20 protein-coding genes, 1 tRNA gene and 1 other RNA gene are annotated in these 21690 nt (G+C 69.7%); 18 read left to right on the top strand and 4 right to left on the bottom strand.

Annotation, left to right across the window (positions count from 1 at the left end):
* Positions 1 to 15: 15 nt before the first annotated feature.
* Positions 16 to 97, bottom strand: a tRNA-Leu gene (locus ABD716_RS04480).
* Between the two features lie 138 nt (positions 98 to 235).
* Here ABD716_RS04480 and ABD716_RS04485 point away from each other — a divergent pair.
* Genes ABD716_RS04485 through smpB form a run of 11 tightly spaced genes read left to right on the top strand, consistent with a single transcriptional unit; the run spans position 236 to position 8370 of the window.
* Positions 236 to 1462 (top strand): TadA family conjugal transfer-associated ATPase, encoded by a 1227-nt coding sequence (locus tag ABD716_RS04485; RefSeq protein ID WP_344774225.1) that lies wholly within the window; start codon positions 236 to 238, stop codon positions 1460 to 1462.
* Positions 1463 to 1469: 7 nt separating this feature from the next.
* Complete coding sequence (locus tag ABD716_RS04490; protein WP_344774227.1) at positions 1470 to 2357, top strand: type II secretion system F family protein; 888 nt, start codon at positions 1470 to 1472, stop codon at positions 2355 to 2357.
* Positions 2354 to 3289 (top strand): type II secretion system F family protein, encoded by a 936-nt coding sequence (locus tag ABD716_RS04495; RefSeq protein WP_344774229.1) that lies wholly within the window; start codon positions 2354 to 2356, stop codon positions 3287 to 3289. Before ABD716_RS04490 ends, ABD716_RS04495 begins: the two co-directional genes overlap by 4 nt.
* Before the next feature lie 53 nt (positions 3290 to 3342).
* Positions 3343 to 3513 carry a hypothetical protein gene (locus tag ABD716_RS04500; protein ID WP_344774231.1) on the top strand — a complete coding sequence of 57 codons (171 nt, stop codon included), beginning with the start codon at positions 3343 to 3345 and terminating at the stop codon, positions 3511 to 3513.
* Entirely contained in the window at positions 3510 to 3893 is a 384-nt protein-coding gene (locus ABD716_RS04505; RefSeq protein WP_344774233.1) for a TadE/TadG family type IV pilus assembly protein, read from the top strand. The genes ABD716_RS04500 and ABD716_RS04505 overlap by 4 nt, the downstream gene beginning before the upstream one ends.
* Positions 3871 to 4335 (top strand): TadE family protein, encoded by a 465-nt coding sequence (locus ABD716_RS04510; protein ID WP_344774235.1) that lies wholly within the window; start codon positions 3871 to 3873, stop codon positions 4333 to 4335. The genes ABD716_RS04505 and ABD716_RS04510 overlap by 23 nt, the downstream gene beginning before the upstream one ends.
* Positions 4332 to 4784 (top strand): pilus assembly protein TadG-related protein, encoded by a 453-nt coding sequence (locus ABD716_RS04515; RefSeq protein ID WP_344774237.1) that lies wholly within the window; start codon positions 4332 to 4334, stop codon positions 4782 to 4784. The genes ABD716_RS04510 and ABD716_RS04515 overlap by 4 nt, the downstream gene beginning before the upstream one ends.
* A gap of 25 nt (positions 4785 to 4809) precedes the next feature.
* The gene (gene prfB, locus ABD716_RS04520; RefSeq protein WP_344774239.1) at positions 4810 to 5919 is read left to right on the top strand and encodes a peptide chain release factor 2; all 1110 of its coding nucleotides are present in this window, start codon (positions 4810 to 4812) and stop codon (positions 5917 to 5919) included.
* 51 nt (positions 5920 to 5970) lie between these two features.
* Positions 5971 to 6948, top strand: a complete 978-nt coding sequence (gene ftsE, locus ABD716_RS04525; protein ID WP_344774241.1) for a cell division ATP-binding protein FtsE — start codon at positions 5971 to 5973, stop codon at positions 6946 to 6948.
* Positions 6948 to 7862, top strand: coding sequence for a permease-like cell division protein FtsX (ftsX, locus tag ABD716_RS04530; RefSeq protein WP_344774243.1), 915 nt, complete (start codon positions 6948 to 6950; stop codon positions 7860 to 7862). The genes ftsE and ftsX overlap by 1 nt, the downstream gene beginning before the upstream one ends.
* A 31-nt stretch (positions 7863 to 7893) precedes the next feature.
* Positions 7894 to 8370, top strand: a complete 477-nt coding sequence (gene smpB, locus ABD716_RS04535) for an SsrA-binding protein SmpB (RefSeq protein WP_344774245.1) — start codon at positions 7894 to 7896, stop codon at positions 8368 to 8370.
* A 13-nt stretch (positions 8371 to 8383) separates the two neighbouring features.
* On the opposite strand, the gene ABD716_RS04540 is transcribed toward smpB, so the two are convergent.
* Together ABD716_RS04540 and clpS are read right to left on the bottom strand one after the other, a co-directional pair.
* Entirely contained in the window at positions 8384 to 8878 is a 495-nt protein-coding gene (locus tag ABD716_RS04540) for a DUF2017 family protein (protein ID WP_344774247.1), read from the bottom strand.
* 14 nt (positions 8879 to 8892) lie between these two features.
* Entirely contained in the window at positions 8893 to 9198 is a 306-nt protein-coding gene (clpS, locus tag ABD716_RS04545) for an ATP-dependent Clp protease adapter ClpS (protein WP_344774249.1), read from the bottom strand.
* Positions 9199 to 9322: 124 nt separating this feature from the next.
* On the opposite strand from clpS, the gene ssrA reads away from it, so the two are divergent.
* The 4 genes from ssrA to ABD716_RS04565 all read left to right on the top strand — a co-directional run bounded on the left by ssrA (position 9323) and on the right by ABD716_RS04565 (position 15577).
* Positions 9323 to 9724: a transfer-messenger RNA gene (gene ssrA / locus ABD716_RS04550) on the top strand.
* Positions 9725 to 9921: 197 nt separating this feature from the next.
* Positions 9922 to 11247, top strand: coding sequence for a bifunctional glycosyltransferase family 2/GtrA family protein (locus ABD716_RS04555; protein ID WP_344774251.1), 1326 nt, complete (start codon positions 9922 to 9924; stop codon positions 11245 to 11247).
* A complete protein-coding gene (locus tag ABD716_RS04560; RefSeq protein WP_344774253.1) occupies positions 11244 to 13262 on the top strand; it encodes an ArnT family glycosyltransferase in 2019 nt (672 codons plus the stop codon). Before ABD716_RS04555 ends, ABD716_RS04560 begins: the two co-directional genes overlap by 4 nt.
* 26 nt (positions 13263 to 13288) lie before the next feature.
* A complete protein-coding gene (locus ABD716_RS04565; protein WP_344774255.1) occupies positions 13289 to 15577 on the top strand; it encodes an ArnT family glycosyltransferase in 2289 nt (762 codons plus the stop codon).
* A 295-nt stretch (positions 15578 to 15872) separates the two neighbouring features.
* On the opposite strand, the gene ABD716_RS04570 is transcribed toward ABD716_RS04565, so the two are convergent.
* Complete coding sequence (locus ABD716_RS04570; protein WP_344774257.1) at positions 15873 to 16730, bottom strand: MurR/RpiR family transcriptional regulator; 858 nt, start codon at positions 16728 to 16730, stop codon at positions 15873 to 15875.
* Between the two features lie 165 nt (positions 16731 to 16895).
* Between ABD716_RS04570 and ABD716_RS04575 the strand changes: the two genes are divergently transcribed.
* Genes ABD716_RS04575 through ABD716_RS04585 form a run of 3 tightly spaced genes read left to right on the top strand, consistent with a single transcriptional unit; the run spans position 16896 to position 21690 of the window.
* The gene (locus ABD716_RS04575) at positions 16896 to 18929 is read left to right on the top strand and encodes a hydantoinase/oxoprolinase family protein (RefSeq protein ID WP_344774259.1); all 2034 of its coding nucleotides are present in this window, start codon (positions 16896 to 16898) and stop codon (positions 18927 to 18929) included.
* Positions 18926 to 20548 (top strand): hydantoinase B/oxoprolinase family protein, encoded by a 1623-nt coding sequence (locus ABD716_RS04580; protein WP_344774261.1) that lies wholly within the window; start codon positions 18926 to 18928, stop codon positions 20546 to 20548. Before ABD716_RS04575 ends, ABD716_RS04580 begins: the two co-directional genes overlap by 4 nt.
* Positions 20545 to 21690 carry an aminotransferase class V-fold PLP-dependent enzyme gene (locus ABD716_RS04585; RefSeq protein WP_344774263.1) on the top strand — a complete coding sequence of 382 codons (1146 nt, stop codon included), beginning with the start codon at positions 20545 to 20547 and terminating at the stop codon, positions 21688 to 21690. Before ABD716_RS04580 ends, ABD716_RS04585 begins: the two co-directional genes overlap by 4 nt.

Genomic DNA, 21690 nt, shown 5'->3' on the forward strand with positions numbered 1-21690 from the left:
TCGAAAGGGGCTGCGTGCGGGAAAAGGGACTTGAACCCTCACGCCTTGCGGCACAGGAACCTAAATCCTGCGTGTCTGCCAGTTTCACCATTCCCGCCGGTGCGTTCCTGAAGTCTATCGAGGGGCTCGTGGCGAGTCTTCCGGGTGAACCCTGAGAAACGACCAAGGGATCGGGGGCGCACCGACTGTGGATAACTTGCGCGGGCGATGACGGTTGTTCGGCATCCTGCCTTCCATGACGGATGCCGTGCGGCAGATTACCGACCGGGTGCGCGAACGCGTACGCCTGCAGGGCGGCGACGCCGGTCGGGCCGTGGCCGCAGAGCTCGCCCGCGACGAGGTGCGCCGCTATTCCGAGCTCGCGCTCGGCGGCACGGTGCCGCTGCTCGCCGATGAGCGGGCGGCTGAGGCCGAGGTCGTCGCGGCCGTGAGCGGGCTCGGCCCTCTGCAGCAGTACCTCGACGACCCCGAGGTCGAAGAGATCTGGATCAACCAGCCGCACCGGGTCTTCGTCGCGCGCGGCGGGAAGTCCGAGCTGACCCCCGTGGTCCTGACCGAGGGAGAGGTTCGCGATCTCGTCGAGCGGATGCTGTCAGACTCCGGTCGCCGCGTCGACGTCAGCCAGCCGTTCGTCGATGCCTCGCTCGCCGACGGTTCGCGCCTGCACGTCGTCATCCCCGACGTGAGCCGTGCATGGTCGGTCAACATCCGCAAGTTCTCCTCGCGCATCCGCGAGCTGCAGCAGCTCGTCGCCCTCGGCTCGCTCAGTCGTCAGGCAGCCGAGTTCCTGCGCATGTCGGTGCTGGCCGGGTGCAACATCCTCGTCGCGGGCGCGACGCAGAGCGGGAAGACCACCATGCTCGGGGCGCTCATGTCGGCCGCGCGCCGAACCGACCGCGTCGTCACCGTCGAGGAGACCTTCGAGCTCGATCTCGCCGTGCGCGACGTGGTCGCCATGCAATGCCGCCAGCCGTCGCTCGAAGGGTCGGGCGAGATCACCCTGCGGCGCCTCATCAAAGAGGCGCTGCGCATGCGGCCCGACCGCATCGTCGTGGGCGAGGTGCGCGAGGCCGAGGCGCTCGACCTGCTGCTCGCCCTCAACGCCGGCGTCCCCGGAGCGTGCTCGATCCACGCCAATTCCGCGCGAGATGCGCTCGCCAAGCTCTGCACGCTGCCGCTGCTCGCCGGCCGCAACATCGACGCCGGGTTCATCGTGCCCACGGTCGCGAACTGCATCGACCTCGTCGTCTTCTGCGAGCTCGATCGCAGCGGCACACGGTTCGTGAGCGAGATCCTCGCGCTCTCCGGCGCGGTGAACGCGGGCGTGATCGAGGCGAGCGCGGTCTTCCAGCGCGCAGGCGGCGAGCTCCGGCCCACGGGCGGGCATCCCGCCAAGCTCGCCAAGTACCGGGCGGCCGGCTTCGACCCGGCGATCGTGCTCGGGCGGGCAGAGACATGGTGATGTTCGCATGGTGACGGATGCCTGGCTCGGGGCGCTTCTCGGCGGCGTTCTCGCCGCCGGAGTGCTTCTCATCGCCTCCGCCACCCGCCGGTCGGGGCGGGTGGCGGAGCGGCGCGCGTCGTCACGGCAGCGCGCCGGGGAGCGGTTGCGGCTCCGGCTGCTGCGGGCGGGCATCCCCGGCCTGTCTCCCGCCGGGTTCGTGGTGCTGTCCGTGCTCGCCGCGGTCATCGCGGCGGCGCTCGCGGAAGCGCTGCTCTCCGTGCCGGGGTTCGCGCTCGCGGCGGGGTGCGCCGGGGCAGCGCTGCCATGGGCGCTCGTGAACTGGCGGCTCGCCGCGCGGCGCAGTGCGACCCGGGGTGCGTGGCCCGATGTGGTCGATCACCTGGTCGCCGCGGTGCGCAGCGGCGTCGCGCTGCCCGAGGCGGTCGCCGCGCTCGCGACGCTCGGGCCCGAGGCGACGCGCGAGCAGTTCTCACGCTTCGGTCGCGACTTCCGCGCGACCGGCGCGTTTGCGCGCTGCGCGGACGCGCTCAAAGAAGAGCTCGCAGACCCCGTCGCCGATCGCATCATCGAGACGCTGAAGATGGCGCGCGAGGTCGGCGGCACCGAGCTCGTCTCGGTGCTGCGCGCTCTCGCCGCGTCCCTGCGCGAAGACGCCGCCACCCGCAACGAGCTGCACGCCCGTCAGACCTGGGTCGTCAACGCGGCGCGCCTCGGCGTGGCCGCGCCGTGGCTCGTGCTCGCGCTGCTCGCGACCCGGCCCGAGGGTCGCGAGGCCTACGGCACGGCCGCCGGCACCACCGTCATCGTCGTCGCCGCGGTCGTGAGCGTCGTCGCCTACCGGGTCATGATCGCCATCGGCCGCCTGCCCGAGGAACGGCGGTGGTTCCGATGAGCCTTCTCGCCTGGGCGGTCATCGACGGGGTCGTGCTGGGGCTCGGGCTTTGGTCCATGCTCGTCGCCGTTCCTGCCCTGCGGCGGCCGCGGCTCGAGGCGCGCCTCGCGCCGTATCTGCTCGATGTGTCGGCGGCGGCGCGTGACGAGGTCGAGCGGTCCGCCCGCTCGGGCGGCTCGGCCCTCGCCGCGCTCTTCGGGCCGGCCGCGGCCTCTGCGCGGTCGTCGCTGCTGCGGTGGATCGGCGGCGAGGAATCCGTGGCGCTCCGGCTGCGGCTAGCGGGTTCGGCGCGCAGCGTCGACGCGTTCCGTGCGCTGCAGCTCGCGGCCACGGGGCTGGGCGCCGCGGTCGGTCTGGCCGTCTCGGGCGCCCTCGCCGTCGCGCGGCCCGTCGCGCCGCTCGCCTGGGCGGCACTCGCCGTCGTCGGCGCCCTCGCCGCGTTCTCGGCGTGCGACCTGCTGCTGAGCCGCGCGGCCCGGCGGCGGCTCGCACGCCTGACCGAGGAGTTCCCGACGGTGGCCGAGCTGCTGGCGCTCAGCCTGTCCGCGGGAGAGGGGAGTCACGATGCGATCAGGCGGGTCGCGCGCGCGAGCAGCGGCGAGCTCGGGCTCGAGCTGCGCCGCGTCGTCGCCGAGGTCGGCCTCGGCGTTCCTCTCGCCGACGCGCTGCAGGCGATGGCGAGGGCGTTGCGGATTCCACGGCTGTCCCTCTTCGCCGACGCGGTCATCGGCGCGCTCGAGCGCGGGGCGCCGCTGGCCGAGGTGCTGCGCGCACAGGCCGCCGACGCGCGCAGCGAGCGCAAGCGCGAGCTGCTCGAGGTGGCGGGTCGCAAAGAGGTGCTGATGCTCGTGCCGCTGATCTTCGGGGTCCTGCCGCTCACCGTGCTGATCGCGGTGTTCCCCGGGGTGTTCATTCTGCGTGCCGGCATGTGAAGCGGCGCGTTGTCGACCCACGACGTTCGTACGTCCGATACGGAGGAGAAGAGATGAAGTGGCTGCTGAGCCGCGTGCGCGACGAGGACCGGGGGGATGTCCCCGGCTGGGTCCTCATCACCGCCATGACCGCCGGGCTCGTGATCGCGATCTGGGCGCTGGCCGGAAACACCCTCACTCAGGTCTTCACCAACGCGGTGAATTCCGTCATGACGGGCCCGTGAGGCGGCTGCGCGACGAGCGCGGCTCGGCCCCGGCCGAATTCGCGATGGTGGGCGGCCTGCTTGTCGTGCTGCTGCTCGCCGTCGTGCAGTTCACGCTCGTGCTGCTCGTGCGCAACACCGTGCAGGACGCCGCGGCGCAGGGTGCCCGCGTCGCCGCCTTCGCCGACGGCACGCTGGGCGACGGCGAGGCGCGAACGCGGCAGCTCGTCACCGCGTCGCTCGGCGGCCGCTATGCGGGCGACGTGACGGCCGCGTACGAGCTCGACGACGGCATCCGGGTCGTCGAGGTGCGCGTCGAGACGACGCTTCCGGTGATCGGTCTCATCGGCTTCCGTCGGGCGCTGGAGGTGAGTGGCCATGCGGCTGTCGATGCGGGTTAGGCGGCTCGCGGGCGACGACGGCAACGCCCCGATCGAGTTCCTCGTCACGGGCGTCATCCTGCTGGTGCCGCTCGTGTACCTCGGCATCGCGCTGGCGTCGATCCAGGGCGGCTCGCTCGCCGTCGAGGGCGCGGCGCGCGAGGCCGCGCGCGTGTATGTCGCGGCGGCGACGGATGCCGGAGGCCGTGCCTCCGCCGACCGGGCGGTGACGGTGGCCCTCGCCGACCGGCGACTCGCCCGCCGAGACGGCGACCTCATTCTGAGTTGCGAAGGCGCGGCTGCCGCCGACTGCCTCGCCGCCGGCACGCGGGTCACCGCCACGATCCGCACCGAGGTCGAGCTGCCCTTCGTGCCACCGGTGTTCGGTCTGCAGAAGGTCGCCAGGGTGCCGGTCGCCGCGACGGCCACCGCGCCCGTGTTCCGCCTCGGGGGCGCGCCGTGACCGGCGTGCGGGCGCCGGGGCTGAGAAGCGACGACGGCAGCATCCTGCCTCTCGTCTTCGGCTTCTTCGCGATCGCCCTCGCGCTGGTCCTCGTGGTGACCGCCGCGACCTCGCTCTACCTCGAGCGCTCGCGCCTCTACACGCTGGCCGACGGCGCAGCGCTCGCCGGCGCGGATTCCTTCACGGTCGAGACCACCGTGCTCGGTGCGGGCGGCGAGGTGCGCCCGCGGCTCGATGGCGCTCGGGTGCGGCATGCGGCATCCGACTATCTGAGCGCGGCGACGCAGGGGCGCCGCACCCCGGTCGCCCTGGTCAGCGCGGGCTCGCCCGACGGGCGGAGCGCCCGTGTGCGCCTCGCCGAGCAGTGGCGGCCGCCGCTGCTCTCGGCGTTCGTGCCGCACGGGGTGCGCATCGAGGTCGAGGGAAGCGCGCGGCCGGTGTTCTGGTGAACCGCGCCGGTAGGCTGGGCTGCAAATGATCGAACTCGATTTGAGCGCCCAGATCGCCGAGGTGCGCTCGACCTTCTCAGACATCCGTGCCGTCGTCGACGTCGACAGGCTGAAGGCGACGATCGCCGAGCTCAGCGAGCAGGCGGGCGCTCCCGACTTGTGGGACGACCCCGAGAAGGCGCAGAAGGTGACCAGCGCGCTGAGCCGCGCGCAGGCCGAGCTGAGCAAGGTCACGGGCATCGAGCAGCGGCTCGACGACCTCGAGGTGCTCGTCGAGCTCGCCAACGACGAGGGCGACGACGAGGTCGCGGAAGAGGCGAGGAACGAGCTCGAGGAGCTCACGAAGACCGTCGCCGACCTCGAGGTGCAGACGCTGCTCGACGGCGAATATGACGCACTGCCCGCGGTCGTCACGATCCGCTCGGGTGCGGGCGGCGTCGATGCCGCAGACTTCGCCGAGATGCTGCTGCGCATGTATCTGCGGTACTGCGAGCGCCAGGGCTGGCCGACGAAGGTGCTCGACACCTCCTACGCGGAAGAGGCCGGCATCAAGTCGGTGACCTTCCAGGTCGACGCGCCCTACGCCTTTGGCATCCTGAGCGTCGAGGCCGGCACGCACCGCCTCGCCCGCATCAGCCCGTTCGGCGGCGCCGACAAGCGCCAGACGAGCTTCGCGGCCGTCGAGGTCATCCCGCTGCTCGAGGAGACCGGCGAGATCGAGATCCCCGAGACCGACATCCGCGTCGACGTGTTCCGCTCGTCGGGCCCCGGCGGCCAGAGCGTCAACACGACCGACTCGGCCGTGCGCATCACCCACTTCCCGACCGGCATCGTCATCTCCATGCAGGACGAGAAGTCGCAGATCCAGAACCGCGCCGCCGCCATGGCGCTGCTCAAGAACCGCCTGTTGCTGCTCAAGCGCGAAGAGGAGGCCGCCAAGAAGAAGGAGCTCGCGGGGAACATCACCGCGAGCTGGGGCGATCAGATCCGCTCCTACTTCCTCTACGGCCAGCAGCTCGTCAAGGACCTGCGCACCGGCTACGAGGTCGGCAACCCGCAGACGGTCTTCGACGGCAATCTCGACGGGCTCATCGCCGCAGGCATCCGCTGGCGCAAGCAGCCGAGCGACGATTAGGGCGAGTCGCTAGCCGGAATCCCGCGCCGGTCTGCCTAACCTGGCCCGGTCATGATCCGGTTTGATCACATCTCAAAGCAGTACCGCGGCACGAATCGCCCCGCGCTGGGCGACGTGTCCTTCGAAGCGCAACGCGGCGAGTTCGTGTTCCTCGTCGGCGCGTCGGGCTCCGGCAAGTCCAGTTGCCTGCGCCTGATCCTCAAAGAGGAGAAGCCGACCAAGGGCAAGATCCACGTGCTCGGCCAGGATCTCGGCACCATCTCGAGCCGCAAGGTCCCGTACTTCCGCCGCAACCTCGGCGTCGTGTTCCAGGACTTCCGCCTGCTGCCCAACAAGACGGTGTACCAGAACGTCGCGTTCACGCTGCAGGTGATCGGCAAGTCGCGCGGCTTCATCCAGGAGGCCGTGCCCGACGTTCTCAAGATGGTCGGGTTGGACGGCAAGGCGCAGCGGATGCCCCACGAGCTCTCCGGCGGCGAGCAGCAGCGCGTCGCCATCGCCCGTGCCGTGGTCAACAAGCCGCAGATCCTGCTGGCCGACGAGCCGACCGGAAACCTCGACCCCGCCACCAGCGCCGGCATCATGAGCGTTCTCGAGCGCATCAACGCGGGCGGCACCACCATCATCATGGCGACCCACGAGGCGCACTTCGTCGACCAGATGAAGAAGCGCGTCATCGAGCTCTCGCAGGGCCAGATCGTGCGCGACGAGCGCCACGGCGGCTACGGCGTGACGGCCGCCATTCCGCTGACCAAGCCCGCACCCGCCCCGGCCGAGCCGCAGACCGTGCAGCTCGCCACGGGCGTCGTCGTGCCCGTCGCGCCCGTGGCGAAGCCCGCGGGCGAGCCCGCGCCCGCCGCATCCGCCGACGAGCCCGCCGAGCAGAGCAACAACGTGCGCCCGATCACGAGCGCGACGCCCGTGCAGCGCCCGGCAGAGGCCGAGATCTCGCTCGCCGAGCGCCTCGGGCTGCGCGCGAACGGCACGGACGGGCAGGAGTACGACCAGAACGTGGGGCCGGTGAAGTAATGCGATTCGCACTCGTCTGGACGGAGGCCGCGAGCGGCCTGCGCCGCAACCTCTCGATGGTCGTCTCGGTTATCCTCGTCACATTCATCTCGCTGACCTTCGTCGGCGCCGCCATCCTCATGCAGATGCAGATCGGCCAGATGAAGGGCTACTGGTACGACCGGGCCCAGGTCGCCGTCTACATGTGCACGGCGACGGATTCCTCCGACACCTGCACCGGCCGGGACGCCACCCAGCAGCAGATCGACGCCGTGAAGAAGGAGCTGGCGTCACCCGCCCTCGCGAAGTTCATTAAGAAGTCGACGTTCGAGAACCACGACCAGGTCTTCGCCGAGTTCAAGAAGCAGTTCAAGAACAACCCGGTCGCCGACTATGTCACCCCCGACCTGCTGAACCAGACGTTCTGGATCAACCTGAAAGACCCGAACCAGTCGGCGGTGATCGTCGAGAGCGTCTCGAACCTGCCGGGCGTGCAGTCGGTCACAGATCAGCGGCAGTACCTCGACCAGATCTTCTCGATGCTCAACGTCGCGAGCTTCACAGCGATCGCGATCGCGGTCGTCATGCTGGTGGCGGCTGCGCTGCTGATCGCGACGACGATCCGGCTCTCGGCGTTCTCACGAAGGCGCGAGCTCGCGATCATGCGACTCGTCGGGGCATCCAACCGCTTCATCCAGACGCCGTTCATCCTCGAGGGCGTCTTCGCCGCCGTCATCGGCTCGGTGCTCGCGGGCATCGCGACATGGGGCATCGTCAAGTTCTTCGTGCAGGGGTATCTGCAGGCGTCGATCCCGTTCACGAACTTCGTCGGCACGGGCAATGCGCTGACGGTTGCGCCGATCCTGGTGATCGCCGCGATCGTGGTCGCCGCGATCGCGAGCAACATCGCGATCAGCAGGTACCTGCGCGTCTGAGTCGCGCAGACGCGCACGATAAACTGAGCGGATGCCACGCGAACGTGGTCAGAAGGTCGTCGCCACCAACCGCAAGGCCCGGCACGACTACCTGATCGAAGACACCTATGAGGCGGGCCTCGTGCTGACCGGCACCGAGGTCAAGAGCCTGCGCGAGGGGCGCGCGTCCCTCGTCGACGGCTACGCCTTCGTCGACGCCGGCGAGGCGTGGCTCGATGCGGTGTACATCCCCGAGTACCTCGACGGCACCTGGAACAACCACGCGCCGCGCCGCAAGCGGAAGCTGCTGCTGCACAAGCAGCAGATCGTCAAGCTCGCCAACAAGGTGAAAGAGGGCGGGTACACGATCATCCCGCTGCAGCTCTACTTCAGCGACGGGCGCGCGAAGGTCGAGATCGCGGTCGCCAAGGGCAAGCGCGATTACGACAAGCGCCAGGCGCTGCGCGAGCGGCAGGACAAGCGCGAGGCCGAACGCGCGATGCGGCAGCGCAACCACCTGGGGGAGTAGCTGCGGGAAGCTGCTACAGCACCCTGATCAGCCGCTCCTGCAGCTCGCCGAGCCACCAGTAGGCGGCCTTCGCGGGCGCGAGTTCCGGGTCGTTCGAGCCCTCGTCCTCGTCGGTCTCGATTCCGAGGCGCGTCGCGAGCGCGAGACGCAGATCGGTGATGGCCCGCAGCCAGGGCAGCACCTCGCGCTCGTCGAGGATCACGGGGCCGGATGCCGCCGCCGCACGAGCCAGCGCGAGAGCGTTCCCCGTCTTCAGCGCGACGAGGTCGTCCTCGGTGAAGCGCCGGAACTCGGCAGCGGACTCGGCGTCGTCGCGGTAGGCGTCGGGGAGGAGCCGCTCGAGGGCGGGGTCGCGGGGAAGGCTCGGGTCGGCGGCCGCATCGGGGCCGGCATCCGCCTGCGTCAGCAAATCGATGAGCTCATTCGTGAGCTGCGCGAGCATGTCGCGCTCGATGGGGTCGAATTCGGCGCTCACGCGGCCGTCGTATGTCGTCTTGATGTGCGCCACTCGGCGGGTGCTCCTTACAGCTCTGCCCGATCGAGCGTGGCCCACAGGCCGTATTCGTGCATCGCCTGCACGTGCCGCTCCATCTCTTCGCGGGTGCCCTGCGCCACGATCGCCTTGCCCTCCCGGTGCACCGCGAGCATGAGCCTCGTGGCCTTGTCTTCTTCGAAGCCGAAGTAGCTGCGAAAGACGTAGACCACGTATGACATGAGGTTGACGGGGTCGTTCCAGACGATGGTGCGCCACGGCGTGCCGCGCCTCGTCTGGTCTTGCAGAAGCTGCTCCAGCTCCTGATCGACATCGGGCGAGCTGATCTGCGCCATGACTCCATGCTAGGGAATCCTGGCGCAAGGTATCCGTTGTATATTGGTGAGCCGCTCTTCTGTGAGCGCGTGCAACTGCAACAACTCGACAGCGTGTGACAGCGCCCGCCCGACCGCCCCTCATGGGGATGATCGGTTTCGACATCGCCTGAGCGAGTCTGAGAAGCGGGCCGAGGATGCGGGGTTATCTCGTAAACGCCCCTCGCAAAACATAAGTGCCAATTCCAACAGCACTGCCGTCTCCGCCAAGGCTCAGGTCGCTCTCGCGGCCTAAGTTCCTCTAAGCGGACACTTACATCGGCCGTCAGCCCGGTTACTAGCCTTCCACCCGGGTCTGGCGTCATCTAGAAGGCTTGCTCGACCGTTACGCCTTAGGGCGGTCGGGGACTCGCACTAGGGCTGGGTCCGTCGAGGTGGTGGCCGCCACCTAGCCTCGGGACCGAGTAAAGCGATAAGCGCGGCTGCGCCCGGAGAATGCGGACGACCACAGCGATGGACGGGGGTTCAATTCCCCCCATCTCCACCATTCGGCTGGTCGGCGCGAGGCGCTGTCACACGGTGTTGAGCACGAAAGGCGACCCGATCGGGTCGCCTTTCGTGCGTTCAGGCGGGCGGCCTCGGGCCCGCTTCGATGAGGAAGGGCTAGGAAATGCATAGCTTCCTCTCGTCCTCCGCACGGCGCGAATAAGAAACCAGGAAGAACGCCGAACCAGCCTTGAAGGCATGAGCGAGACAGCACGTCCCCACGGCGAACCAACGGATCCGCCCGGCTTGGACATCGACATCGTCATGCCGGTCTACAACGAACAGGCGACCCTCGAGCGCAGCGTCACGAAGCTGCAGGACTTCCTGTCGGCTGCAGTGCCCGAGAGCTGGCGCATCACAATCGCAGACAACGCCTCCACGGATGCCACGCCGGCGATTGCGGACCGGCTGGCCGAGGAACTCGAGGGCGTTCGCGCCGTGCATCTGCCTCAGAAGGGCCGCGGCCGCGCGCTCAAGGCGGTGTGGTCGGATTCCCCTGCCGCGGTTCTGGTCTATCTCGACGAAGACCTCTCCACCGATCTGCGCGCCCTGCGGCCGCTCGTGGCGCCGCTGCTCTCGGGCCACTCCGACCTCGCGATCGGCACGCGCCTGGCGCGCAGCTCACGGGTCATCCGGGGCGGCAAGCGCGAGTTCATCTCGCGCAGCTACAACCTCATGCTGCGCACCATGATGGACGCCAAGTTCTCGGACGCTCAGTGCGGCTTCAAGGCGATTCGCTCCGACGTGGCGCGCGAACTGCTTCCGTACGTGCAGGACACGGGCTGGTTCTTCGATACGGAGCTGCTCGTGCTCGCCGAGCGGTCCGGGCTGCGCATCCACGAAGTGCCGGTCGACTGGGTCGACGACCCCGACAGCTCGGTGGACATCGTCGCCACCGCGGCCGCCGACATCAAAGGCATGTGGCGCGTCTCACGCGACCTTGCGAAGGGGCGCCTTCCGGTGGGCGAGCTCTACGCTCGCTTCGGCCGCCAGCCGCTCAGCGCGCCGGCAGGGCATCGCAACGGTCTCCTGATGCAACTGCTCAGCTTCGGGATGATCGGCGGGCTGTCGACGGTCGCCTATGCGGTGCTCTATCTCGTGCTCGCGCACGCGATCCCCGCTCAAGCCGCCAACTTCGTGGCACTGCTCGTCACCGCGGTCGCGAACACCGCGGCGAATCGCCGCTTCACGTTCGGCGTGCGGGGCAGATCGCACGCGGCGACCCACCACGCCCAGGGACTCGTCGTCTTCGGACTCGCCTGGCTGATCACGAGCGGCTCGCTGCTCGGACTTCACGCCTGGTACTCCGGCGCGGGCCATGGAGTCGAAGTCGTCGTGCTGACCGCGGCGAACGTGGTCGCGACCCTGGTGCGCTTCGTGCTCCTGCGGTGGTGGGTGTTCCGCCGCAGGCGCGACGGCGCTGCCGGAGCCCCGCCGCGGGCCGCCGTCAAGCCGCTGACTGTGCCCATCGGTGTCGTTTCCCCCTCATCCGACTTCGTCGAGCAGAAAGCAGGCAAGCGATGAGCCTCGTCACCGCGATCAAGGTCGCCCGGGAAGAAGACCGGCCCCGCGCCGCGGCATCCACGCGCGGCGTCGGGCTCCGCAGGGAATGGATCGCCTTCGCCGGCCTTCTTCTCGTCACCGGCGTCCTCTACGTGTGGAACCTGGCCGCGAGCGGATGGGCGAACACGTTTTACTCGGCAGCAGTGCAGGCCGGCACGAAGAGCTGGGTCGCCTTCTTCTACGGCTCGAGCGACGCCGGCAACTCGATCACCGTCGACAAGCCGCCCGCCAGCCTCTGGCTGATGGAGCTCTCCGCCCGCGTCTTCGGACTGAGCTCGTGGAGCATCCTGCTTCCCGAGGCGCTCATGGGCGTGGCGACGGTCGCGATCGTCTATCTCGCCGTAAGGCATCGCTTCGGGGCTGTCGCGGGACTCATCGCGGGCGGTACCCTCGCCCTCACGCCGGTCGCGGCACTGATGTTCCGCTTCAACAACCCGGACGCCCTGCTGCTGCTCCTGCTGACGACCGCCGTGGTCTTCACGCTCCGCGCGATCGAACGCGAACGGCTGCGCTGGCTGGCGCTCGCCGGGATCGCGGTCGGCTTCGGATTCCTGACGAAGCAGCTGCAGGCGTTCCTCATCCTGCCTGTGCTGGCGGGGGCATACCTCGCGTTCGCGCGCACCGGCGTCCTGAGGCGCGTCGTGCACCTGCTCGCCGCGCTCGGCGCCGTCATCGTCTCCGCGGGGTGGTGGGTTGCGGTCGTCGAGCTCGTTCCCGCAGCCGACCGGCCATATATCGGCGGCTCGCAGAGCAACAGCTTCCTCGAGCTGACCTTCGGCTACAACGGCTTCGGCCGGCTGACCGGCAACGAGACCGGCAGCGTGACCGGTGGTATGGGGACTGCGGCCGGGGGCGGTGCAGGGTCATGGGGCTCGACGGGCCTGTTCCGCCTGTTCGAGAACGAGATCGGGGGTCAGATCTCGTGGCTCATCCCGGCCGCGCTGGCCCTGATGGTCGCCGCGCTCGTGCTGATCGGGCGCGCCCCGCGCACGGACACAAAGCGCGTCATGATCGCCACCTTCGGCGGCTGGCTGCTCGTCACCCTGCTCGCGTTCAGCTTCATGGGAGGCATCTTCCACGCCTACTACACGGTGGCGCTCGCCGCTCCGCTCGCGGGCCTGCTCGCGGCATCCGGCACGGTGGTCTGGGCCGCACGCGATCGGCTCTGGGTCCGCATCCTGCTCGCTGCGACCTCGATCGGCACGGCGCTGTGGGCGTGGGTGCTGCTCGCCCGGGCGAGCGAGTGGCTGCCCTGGCTCAAAGTCGTGGTGCTTGTGCTCGGCATTGCCGCCGCGGCTGCCGTCGTCGCGCTGCCGTGGCTCAGCAAGCGGGTGGCGCCCGCCGTGCTCGTGCTGCTCATCGTCGTCGGGCTCGTCTCGCCGCTCGCCTACACGCTCGAGACCGTCGCAACGGCCCACACCGGGTCGATCGTCACGGCGGGGCCGGCCGTTGCTGGCTCGATGGGCGGGGGAGCCCCAGGCGGCATGGGCGGCAGGCAAGGCGGACCCGGTCCGCGCCAGGGCGGCGGTCAGGGCGCGTCCGGTGGTGGAGGAGCGCCCCAGGGTGGACTGCCCGGTCCGGGCGGCGCCGGCGGCGGGCTGCTTGGCGGGACCTCCGTCAGCGGCGCGCTCACCGCGCTGCTCGAGAAGGACGCATCCGATTACACCTGGGTCGCCGCGACCACCGGCTCGAACGAGGCCGCGAGCTACCAGCTCGCGACGGGCGACTCGGTGATGCCGATCGGCGGCTTCAACGGCAGCGATCCGTCGCCGACCCTCGCCCAGTTCAAGAAGTACGTCGCGGAGGGCAAGATCCACTACTACATCGCCGGTTCCGTGGGCCAGTCCAACGGCGGCAGCGACGTGGCGAGCAAGATCGCCAGCTGGGTCGAGGCCACCTACACCGCGAGGACGGTCGGCGGGGTCACGGTCTACGACCTGAGCACCCAGGCCTCGTCGTCCGCCACTGCTAGCTGACGCCAACTGATCAGACATCCACCGACATGGAGACCTCCCTCGTGCAACTCACGACCACCGACCACCCGCTCACCGAGAACACGGATGCCGTCGCCGAACACCCCGGCGCGGCATCCGCCCCTCGTCGCCGCGGCGACGCACTGCGTCGTCTCTTTCTCGGCTCACCGGGGGACCCGCGCTGGCTGCGGCCCGCGTTCTGGCTGCTGCTCGCCGTCACGGCCGTGGTCTATCTCACCGACCTCACGGTCTCGGGCTACGCCAACAGCTTCTACGCGGCCGCCGTGCAGGCCGGAACGAAGAGCTGGAAGGCGTGGTTCTTCGGCTCGCTGGACTCGGCGAACTTCATCACGGTCGACAAGCCGCCGGCGTCGCTGTGGGTGATGGGCCTCTCGGCGCGGCTGTTCGGCTTCTCGAGCTTCAGTCTGCTCTTCCCGCAGGCGCTCATGGCCGTCGGCTCGGTCGCCCTGACCTGGGGCACGGTGCGCCGCACGCTGACGCGCCTCGGTGCGACGACGGCGAATGTGGGCGCGCTCGTCGCCGGCTTCGTCGTGGCGTTCACGCCGGCCGCGGCGATGATGTTCCGCTTCGACAACCCCGACGCGCTGCTCGTGCTGCTCATGACGGCTGGGGCGTACTGCGTCGTCCGCGCGCTGCCGAGGGGCAGTTGGCGCTGGCTCGCCCTCGCGGGCGTCGCTCTCGGCTTCGCCTTCCTCACGAAGATGCTGCAGGGTCTGCTCGTACTGCCTGCGTTCGCGGTGGTCTACCTGCTCGCCGCGCGCACCGGCTGGGGGCGCCGCATTGTCGGGCTTCTCATCGCGGCGGGGTCGCTCGTCGTGAGCGCGGGCTGGTGGGTGCTCGCCGTGGCGCTGTGGCCGGCGTCCGCCCGGCCGTACATCGGCGGCTCCACCAACAACACGGTGCTCGAGCTCGTCTTCGGCTACAACGGTCTCGGCCGCATCTTCGGCGGCGACGGCAATGGCGGAGGCGGGGGCGCTCCGGGCGGCAGCACGAGCGGGCAGAGCGGGATGCCGGACTTCAGCGGTGGCGACGGCGGGGGCGCTCCCGGCGGGGGCGGCATGGGCGGGGCTGCCGGCTCGTCCTTCGGTGGCTCGACCGGACTGGGCCGCCTCTTCTCCTCCGAGATGGGGCTCGAGGCATCCTGGCTCATCCCGGCTGCGCTCATCGCGCTCGTGCTCGGTCTCGCCGTCGTCGGTCGCCGCCGCCTCGCCGACCCGGCACGCGCCGGCCTCTTGCTCTGGGGCGGCTGGCTCGTGGTCACCGGGCTCGTCTTCAGCTACATGTCCGGCACGATCCACCCCTATTACACCGTCGCGCTCGTGCCCGCGATCGGCGGCCTCGTCGGCACCGGCGGCGCGCTGCTGTGGAAGGCACGCAGCCGGTGGATCGGCCGGGTCGGACTCGCCGCGATGATCGCGGCGAGCGCGGGCTGGGCGTGGTGCCTGCTGAACGAGAACCCGTCATGGCAGCCCTGGCTGCGCTGGACGATCCTCGCGGTCGGCATCCTCTCGGCCGCCGCGGTCCTCGTCGGCAGCGTCCCCGCGATGCGCAAGCTGGTCGCAGTCGGCGTGCTCGCCGGCATCGTGAGCGGACTCGCCGGGACCACCGCCTACTCGCTCGCGACCGTCGCGGTCGGACACACCGGGTCCATCCCGAGCGTCGGGCCGGCCGGCTCGTCGTCGGGCGGCTTCGGAGGCGGCGGGATGCCGGGAGGCGGCCAGGGCGACGGGCAGGGCGGTGCTCCGGGTGGCGCGCCGGGTACGAGCTCGGGCCAAGGGCCGCAGCAGGGCGGCTCGTCCTCGCAGAGCTCTGGCACGGATTCGGACAACCCGGATGCCGACAGCCAGGGATTCCCCGGCGGCGGAACAAGCGGCCCGCAGAGCCAGGTCGATGGCGGCCAAGGCGGAGCGCCCTCAGGCGGCGGCGCGGGCGCCGGCGGCATGGGCGGCGGCACCACCTCGAGCGCGCTCACGAAGCTGCTCACCTCCGCGGATGCCACGTGGGCGGCCGCGGTGAACGGCTCGCAGTCCGCCGCGCAGCTCGAGCTCGACACCGACACGGCCGTCATGGCCATCGGCGGCTGGTCCAGCGACCCGGCCCCTACCCTCGCCGAGTTCAAGAAGTACGTCGCCGAGGGCAAGATCGGCTACTACATCTCCTCGGGCGGCATGGGCGGCGGGATGCCGGGCGGCAGCAGCTCGTACGCGACGCAGATCGAGCAGTGGGTCGCAAAGAACTTCACTGCGAAGACCGTCGGCGGCCAGACCATCTACGACCTGAGCAGCGCGAAGAGCTGAGGCGACGACGTCCGTCCGCGTGGCCCCGCAGGATTCCTGCGGGGCCACACGCCGTTTGCGATTGGTCCAGGTGGCCCTCGCCGAGGTGATCGAGCGCCGACAGAAGATTCACAAATCCTGCATGGCGACCGGCTTCGATGAAAATGTGCCGTGGACACCGTGTCGTGATTGCTTCGCATCAGGAACCTGCAGCCGTGTTCAAGACTGCGAGCGAGGCCAGAGGGCCAGCAATGCGACTCCCCGCCGACTCGGCGTCCATCTTCTCGGCGGCCACAGGTATTCCCTGCACGTAGGACTAGTCCCCGACGAAGACTTTGAGATTGGAGTGCGAAGCGTCGATACGCCGCATCGACTCCTCAGCGCGCGACCGGTCGGCACGGGCGGTAAGAGCGATGATCGCTTCCACGATGGCGAACGCCGGCGCGAGAGAGGTGCGCGGGGTAGGGCTGTCGGACGGCACGACGATCGTGTGCCGGGCTATCGGCGCGAGGGGTGACATCTCGCTGTCGGTTAGTGCGATCACCGCGATGTTTGAGCGCGCGGCGGCGCTGGCGAGGTCTGCGGTGACGCGGTAGTACCGATGAAAATCGATGGCCACGACCGCATCGGTCTCACCGAGCAGGCCCAGATACTGAGCCGCGGAGACCGTGTCTATCGGCTGATCAGCCGAGATCCCGAGAAGGCGCAGCGACGACGCTAGATGCGCTGCGACAGGGGCGGCTGCGCCGAGGCCGAGGACCAGGGCCGTCTGCGCGGAGGACAGGGTCTCCGCGACGTTGGCCAGCAGATCCGGCGAGATGCGCCGGGAGAGGTGCTCAAGGTTCCGTCGCGCTTGTGCAAGGACCGCCGATACCGTTGCGGCCGCGGTCCCGGACTCGACTTCGTCCTCCATCGCCTGCAGGAATCGTGAGTACTGCGACAGGGTGGCACGCAGCGAGCGCTGGAGGTGGGGGTAGCCGTCGAATCCAAGATGCTGCGCGAGTCTCACGACCGTGGCGGTGTGCACCCCAGCGTGCTCGGCAAGCTCCGCCGCGGTGAGATAGGCGACGGCCTCGATGTCTTCGAGCATCGCGCGCGCGGCCTGCCGCTGCGCCTTGCCGAGTGTGGGTGCGAGCCCGAGCAGGCGCCCCCTAATATCGTCCAGCTCTGCCATGTTCTCCCTCTCGTTCTGGTCGATGCGCGCATTACGACAATGCTTCAGAACTGCAAGGTTTGCAAGGGAAATTGCAGACCTGTTTACCTGCGCGAAATCGCTTGCACAGCTGACGGTTTGCTGGCTAGTCTCCGAGTCACTCAATGTCACGGAGGAGGAACACGCATGGCGTGGAGAGTCGGGGTCGACACCGGGGGGACGTTCACGGACATCGCACTGGTCGATGAGGAACGGGGCTTGATCGCTGTTCGGAAGGTTCCGTCCAGCAAGGAGGACCCGTCCCAGGCCATCCTCTCCGGCGTCCTTGGGCTGCTCGCCGACCACAATGTGCCCCATGCGGAGATCAGCCGGTTCAATCACGGCACGACGGTCGCGGTCAACGCGGTGCTGGAAGGGAACGCGGCCCGCGCCGGCCTGCTGACGACCTCGGGGTTCCGGGACGTGCTAGAGCTCGGACGCCAGCGGCGCCCGCATCTGTATGACATGGCTGTGCGCAAGCCGGAGCCGGTTGTGCCTCGTGAGTTGCGGATCGAGGTCGGCGGGCGTCTGGCCGCCGACGGCAGCGAGGTGCAGCCGGTCGACGAGGAGGAGCTCCAAGCCGCGATAGACCGACTGCGGGCCGCCGCCGTGGAGGCAGTGGGGGTATGTCTGCTGCATTCCTACGCGGACAGCGCCCAGGAGAACAAGATCCGTCAGCGTCTCCACGAGGCGCTGCCCGGCGCTTCTGTGTCGGTGTCGAGTGAGGTGCACCCCGAGTATCGGGAGTACGAGCGGTTCAGCACGACCGCGGTGAACGCGTCGCTGGTTCCGGTGATGCGCCGCTATCTGGACCACCTCTCCGACGGAGTCGCCGCGGCCGGCATCACCCCACCGGTGCGAGTGGTGCAATCCAACGGCGGCCTGGCCTCCATAACGACTACCGGCGAGCTACCGGTGTCCACCCTGTTCTCCGGCCCGAGCGCCGGGGTGCTCGGTGCGGTCCAGTTGGCCTCCGAGGCGGGCATTCGCGACATCATCACCTTCGATATGGGCGGAACCAGCACCGACGTATGCCTCATCCGGGACGGACGGATCCCGATCGTGCATGAGCGGGAGATGGACGGGCGCCCGATCATGGGGGCGATGGTGGACGTCGTCTCCGTCGGCTCCGGCGGCGGCTCCATCGCCTGGGTTGACGACGGCGGGCTACTGAAGGTCGGCCCGAAGAGCGCCGGCGCCATGCCCGGCCCGGTCGCGTACGGCCGTGGCGGGATCTTCCCGACCGTGACCGACGCGGACTGCGCTCTGGGGTACCTGCATTCAGATGCGCCGCTGGCCGGCACACTGCGCGTGGACACTCCCGCGGCAGAACGGGCGCTGGAGACCCAGATCGGTGACGGGCTCGGCCTGGACGCGACGCAGTCCGCAGACGGAATCTTGAAGGTACTGCAAGCGGACCTCGTAGGCGCCGTCCGGGCCGTCTCTGTCGCCCGCGGAACCGACCCCCGCGACTTCACTCTCGTGCCTTATGGCGGCGCCGGCCCTCTGCACGCCTCCGCGCTTGCGCGGGAACTCGACATCCGTCGCGTGCTCGTCCCGCCGGCCCCCGGCATTCTGTGCGCATACGGAGCGCTCAGCGCCGATGTGCGCGGCGACTTCGGCGCCACCTGCGTCGCGGAGGCCACCGAGGCCGGGGCCGCCGCCATCACGCACGCCTACCAGCGTCTGGACGAGCGGGCCGCGCACTGGGCGGAAGTGGAGGCGGTCACCGACGCTGTCGTGCTCGAGCGGCACATCGAACTGCACTACGCGAACCAGAGCCACGCGCTCCAAGTACCGCTGGACGGGCACCCCGACTCGGATGCCCTGCGCCGGGCCGTCGCCGACTTCCACAAACTGTACGAGCAGCGCTACGGCTATGCCCTGCCGGAAGAGCCGGTACGCGTGGTCGCGGTGCGCCTGACTGCGACCGCCCCGGCCGAGCGCTCCTGGTCCTCTGAGCGAATCCCGGAAGGCGACCCCGCGCCCACCATCCGTGACATCTTCGTCGACGGCTCCTGGCAGCAGGCCGAGATCTACCGGCGCGAAGCGCTGCCGTCGGGGTGGAGCTGCCAGGGACCCGCGGTCGTCGGGCAGCTGGACGCGACGACGATCATCCTCCCGGGGCAGGCCGCCCGCATCGACGAGTTCTTCAACCTGATCATCGAGGAGGCACAGTGACCCCCGCCACCACCACCATCGAGACCATGGCCACGCCGGGCCGCCTGGACCCGATCACGACCGAGGTGATCGGAAGCGCCCTGTTCGCGATCACCGAGGAGATGAGCGGGGCGCTCATGCGCACCGCCTACTCGCCCAACATCCGCGAGAGGGGCGACTGCTCCACCGGCCTCTTCGACGCGGAAGGCCGCGTCCTGGCCCAGTCGCAGCGCCTGCCGCTGCACATGGGATCCCTGCTCGGCTCGGTCCAGGCCGTGCATCGCGCCCACCCCGCCGACACGCTGCGCCCCGGGGACATGTTCGTGGCCAACGACCCCTACCACGGGGGCGGCTCCCACCTTCCCGACGTGAACGTGGTCGCCCCGATCTTCAGCCACGACCGGCTCATCGGCTACGCCGCCAGCACCGCCCATCACTCCGACGTGGGCGGAATCGCCGCCGGCAGCGAGTCCGCCGACTGCCGCGAGATCTTCCAGGAAGGCCTGCGGCTACCGCCGGTCAGACTCGTGGAGGCCGGGCGGGTCAACGAGGACGTCATCGCGATCGTCGCCCTCAACTCCCGGGTGCCCGGAGATCGGGGCGGCGACTTGCGCGCCCAGATCGCCGCCAACCGGGTCGCCGAGCAGCGGCTCATTGAACTCGACGACCGCTACGGCAGCGAGAACCTCCGCGGCTACCTTGAGGCGCTGCTGGAGGCCACCGAGAAGCGCATCCGTGCCCGCTACGCCGAGATCGCTCCCGGCGTGTACGAACACGACGAGTACATGGATCCGCTGCCGGACGGCACCCCCCTGCGCATCCACGTCCGCCTCGAAGTCCGAGACGGACGGTTGATCTTCGACTTCGCCGGTTCCAGCCCCCAGATGCCCTATGCCCGCAATGTGCCGCTTGCCGCCACGGCCGCGACCGCGTTCTGCGTGGTGAAGACATTGCTGGACCCGGGGATCGCCACCAACGACGGCTTCTACCGGAGCGTGGAGATCCACGCCCCGGAAAGCACGATCGTGAATCCTGTGGAGCCCGCGCCGGTAGGCGCCCGCGCGCTGAGCTGCGGCGTGCTCGCCGACGCCATCGCCGGAGTGCTCTCACTGGCCGCCCCGGACCGCATCGTCGCCGGCTCCGGACCGCACCAGCTCGTCGTCCTCGCAGGGCTGGACGACCGCAGCGGCAGCTACTTCGTCAATTACGAGACCATCGCCGGGGCACTAGGCGCCACCGCCGCCTACGACGGGTTGGACGCTGTCCGCATCTACGCCTCCGGCGCCGCCAACTTGCCCGTGGAGGCCCTCGAGCGGGCATTCCCGCTGCGTATCGAGCGCTACGAGCTGCGCGACGGCTCCGGCGGCGTCGGCGCGCACAGCGGGGGCCGCGGCATCCGGCGCGACTACCGCATCCTGTCCGAGAGCGCGCAGATCAGCCTGACCGGCGAACGCCACGTCGAACCGGCGCTCGGCGTGGCCGGCGGCGGCGACGGCGCCCCCGGCCGCTTCCTGCTCAACCCCGGCACCGAGGACGAGACCGAGCTGCCGCGCATAGCCCGCGACCTGCTGCTGCGTGCCGGGGACGTGCTGCGCGTGGAGACCCCCGGTGGCGCCGGTTACGGAGAGGCAGGCCGATGAGCACGACCACGACCGACACCGCCGCGTTCCAGGTCGCCCGGCAGGAGTTCCGGGTGCTGGACGACTTGACGTACCTGGATGTCGCCGGCCGCGCCCCGATGGCCGATCGGGTGCACCGGGAGATGCTCGAATACCTTACGGTGTGCCGCGCCCGCGGTGCCGACAAGGACGAGTGGCTCGCCCGCGTCGAGCGTATCCGCGCCCGCACCGCCGCCTTCCTCGGCGCCGACGCCCACGAGATCGCGTTCATGAAGAACACCTCTGACGGGCTGAACACCATCGGGGCGGCCCTTCAGCTGCAGCCCGGCGACAGCGTGCTGGTCAGCCCCGAGTTCGAGCACGCCAACAACGTCTACCCATGGGTTCACTTGAGGGACCGCGGCGTGAACATCCGCACCGCCCCGGTCGGCCCCGGCGGAGTCGTGCGCGCCCAGGACATCGAGGCGGCCATCGACGCCAGCACCCGGCTCGTCACCCTCTCGGCGGTCTCCGCCTGGACCGGCGCACGGCCCAATCTCGCCGCCATCGCCCAGGTCGCCCATGCCCACGGAGCGTTCTTCCTCGTCGACGCGGCCCAGGCCGCCGGCGTCGTCGACATCGACGTGCATCGAGACGACGTCGACGCGCTGGCCGCCGCGACCCAGAAGGGACTGCTGGGCATGTACGGGCTTGGCGTCCTCTACTGCCGTGCCGACTGGTTCGATCGGTTGCGTCCACCGTTCCTGTCGGTTGCCGGCGTCCAGCGTGAGGGTCTCCACGAGTCCGACCTCGGCGACTTCCAGAACGCCTCCGTACTGGGCTCCGCGGCCCGCTTCGAAGTCGGTAACCACAACTTCGCGGGGCTCTTCGCCCTCGACGCCGCCCTTTCCCTCTTGGAGGAGGCCGGCATCGCCCGCATCGAACGCCACGTCCTCGACCTCGCCGACCGGCTCATCATCGGCCTCACCGAGGCCGGCCTGAACCCCGCAGTCGACACTGCCCAATCCGGCATCGTCGCCTTCCCCGCCCCTGACCCCGGGGCCATGATCGCACGCCTCGACTCCCACGGCGTCCGCGTCTCGCTGCGCCGCGGCAGAGTCCGGGCAAGCCTTCACCTCTACAACGACCAGTCCGACATCCAACGGCTGATCGACCTGCTCTGA

The sequence above is a fragment of the Gryllotalpicola kribbensis genome (assembly GCF_039538245.1).
In the GTDB taxonomy this organism is placed as follows: domain Bacteria; phylum Actinomycetota; class Actinomycetes; order Actinomycetales; family Microbacteriaceae; genus Gryllotalpicola; species Gryllotalpicola kribbensis.

Bases quoted from the DNA above. Each gene is read 5' to 3' on its own strand.
- ABD716_RS04485 (WP_344774225.1), top strand. From the start codon at position 236: ATGACGGATGCCGTGCGGCAGATTACCGACCGGGTGCGCGAACGCGTA.
- ABD716_RS04490 (WP_344774227.1), top strand. From the start codon at position 1,470: ATGGTGACGGATGCCTGGCTCGGGGCGCTTCTCGGCGGCGTTCTCGCC.
- ABD716_RS04495 (WP_344774229.1), top strand. From the start codon at position 2,354: ATGAGCCTTCTCGCCTGGGCGGTCATCGACGGGGTCGTGCTGGGGCTC.
- ABD716_RS04500 (WP_344774231.1), top strand. From the start codon at position 3,343: ATGAAGTGGCTGCTGAGCCGCGTGCGCGACGAGGACCGGGGGGATGTC.
- ABD716_RS04510 (WP_344774235.1), top strand. From the start codon at position 3,871: ATGCGGCTGTCGATGCGGGTTAGGCGGCTCGCGGGCGACGACGGCAAC.
- prfB (WP_344774239.1), top strand. From the start codon at position 4,810: ATGATCGAACTCGATTTGAGCGCCCAGATCGCCGAGGTGCGCTCGACC.
- ftsE (WP_344774241.1), top strand. From the start codon at position 5,971: ATGATCCGGTTTGATCACATCTCAAAGCAGTACCGCGGCACGAATCGC.
- ftsX (WP_344774243.1), top strand. From the start codon at position 6,948: ATGCGATTCGCACTCGTCTGGACGGAGGCCGCGAGCGGCCTGCGCCGC.
- smpB (WP_344774245.1), top strand. From the start codon at position 7,894: ATGCCACGCGAACGTGGTCAGAAGGTCGTCGCCACCAACCGCAAGGCC.
- clpS (WP_344774249.1), bottom strand. From the start codon at position 9,198: ATGGCGCAGATCAGCTCGCCCGATGTCGATCAGGAGCTGGAGCAGCTT.
- ABD716_RS04555 (WP_344774251.1), top strand. From the start codon at position 9,922: ATGAGCGAGACAGCACGTCCCCACGGCGAACCAACGGATCCGCCCGGC.
- ABD716_RS04560 (WP_344774253.1), top strand. From the start codon at position 11,244: ATGAGCCTCGTCACCGCGATCAAGGTCGCCCGGGAAGAAGACCGGCCC.
- ABD716_RS04565 (WP_344774255.1), top strand. From the start codon at position 13,289: ATGGAGACCTCCCTCGTGCAACTCACGACCACCGACCACCCGCTCACC.
- ABD716_RS04570 (WP_344774257.1), bottom strand. From the start codon at position 16,730: ATGGCAGAGCTGGACGATATTAGGGGGCGCCTGCTCGGGCTCGCACCC.
- ABD716_RS04575 (WP_344774259.1), top strand. From the start codon at position 16,896: ATGGCGTGGAGAGTCGGGGTCGACACCGGGGGGACGTTCACGGACATC.
- ABD716_RS04585 (WP_344774263.1), top strand. From the start codon at position 20,545: ATGAGCACGACCACGACCGACACCGCCGCGTTCCAGGTCGCCCGGCAG.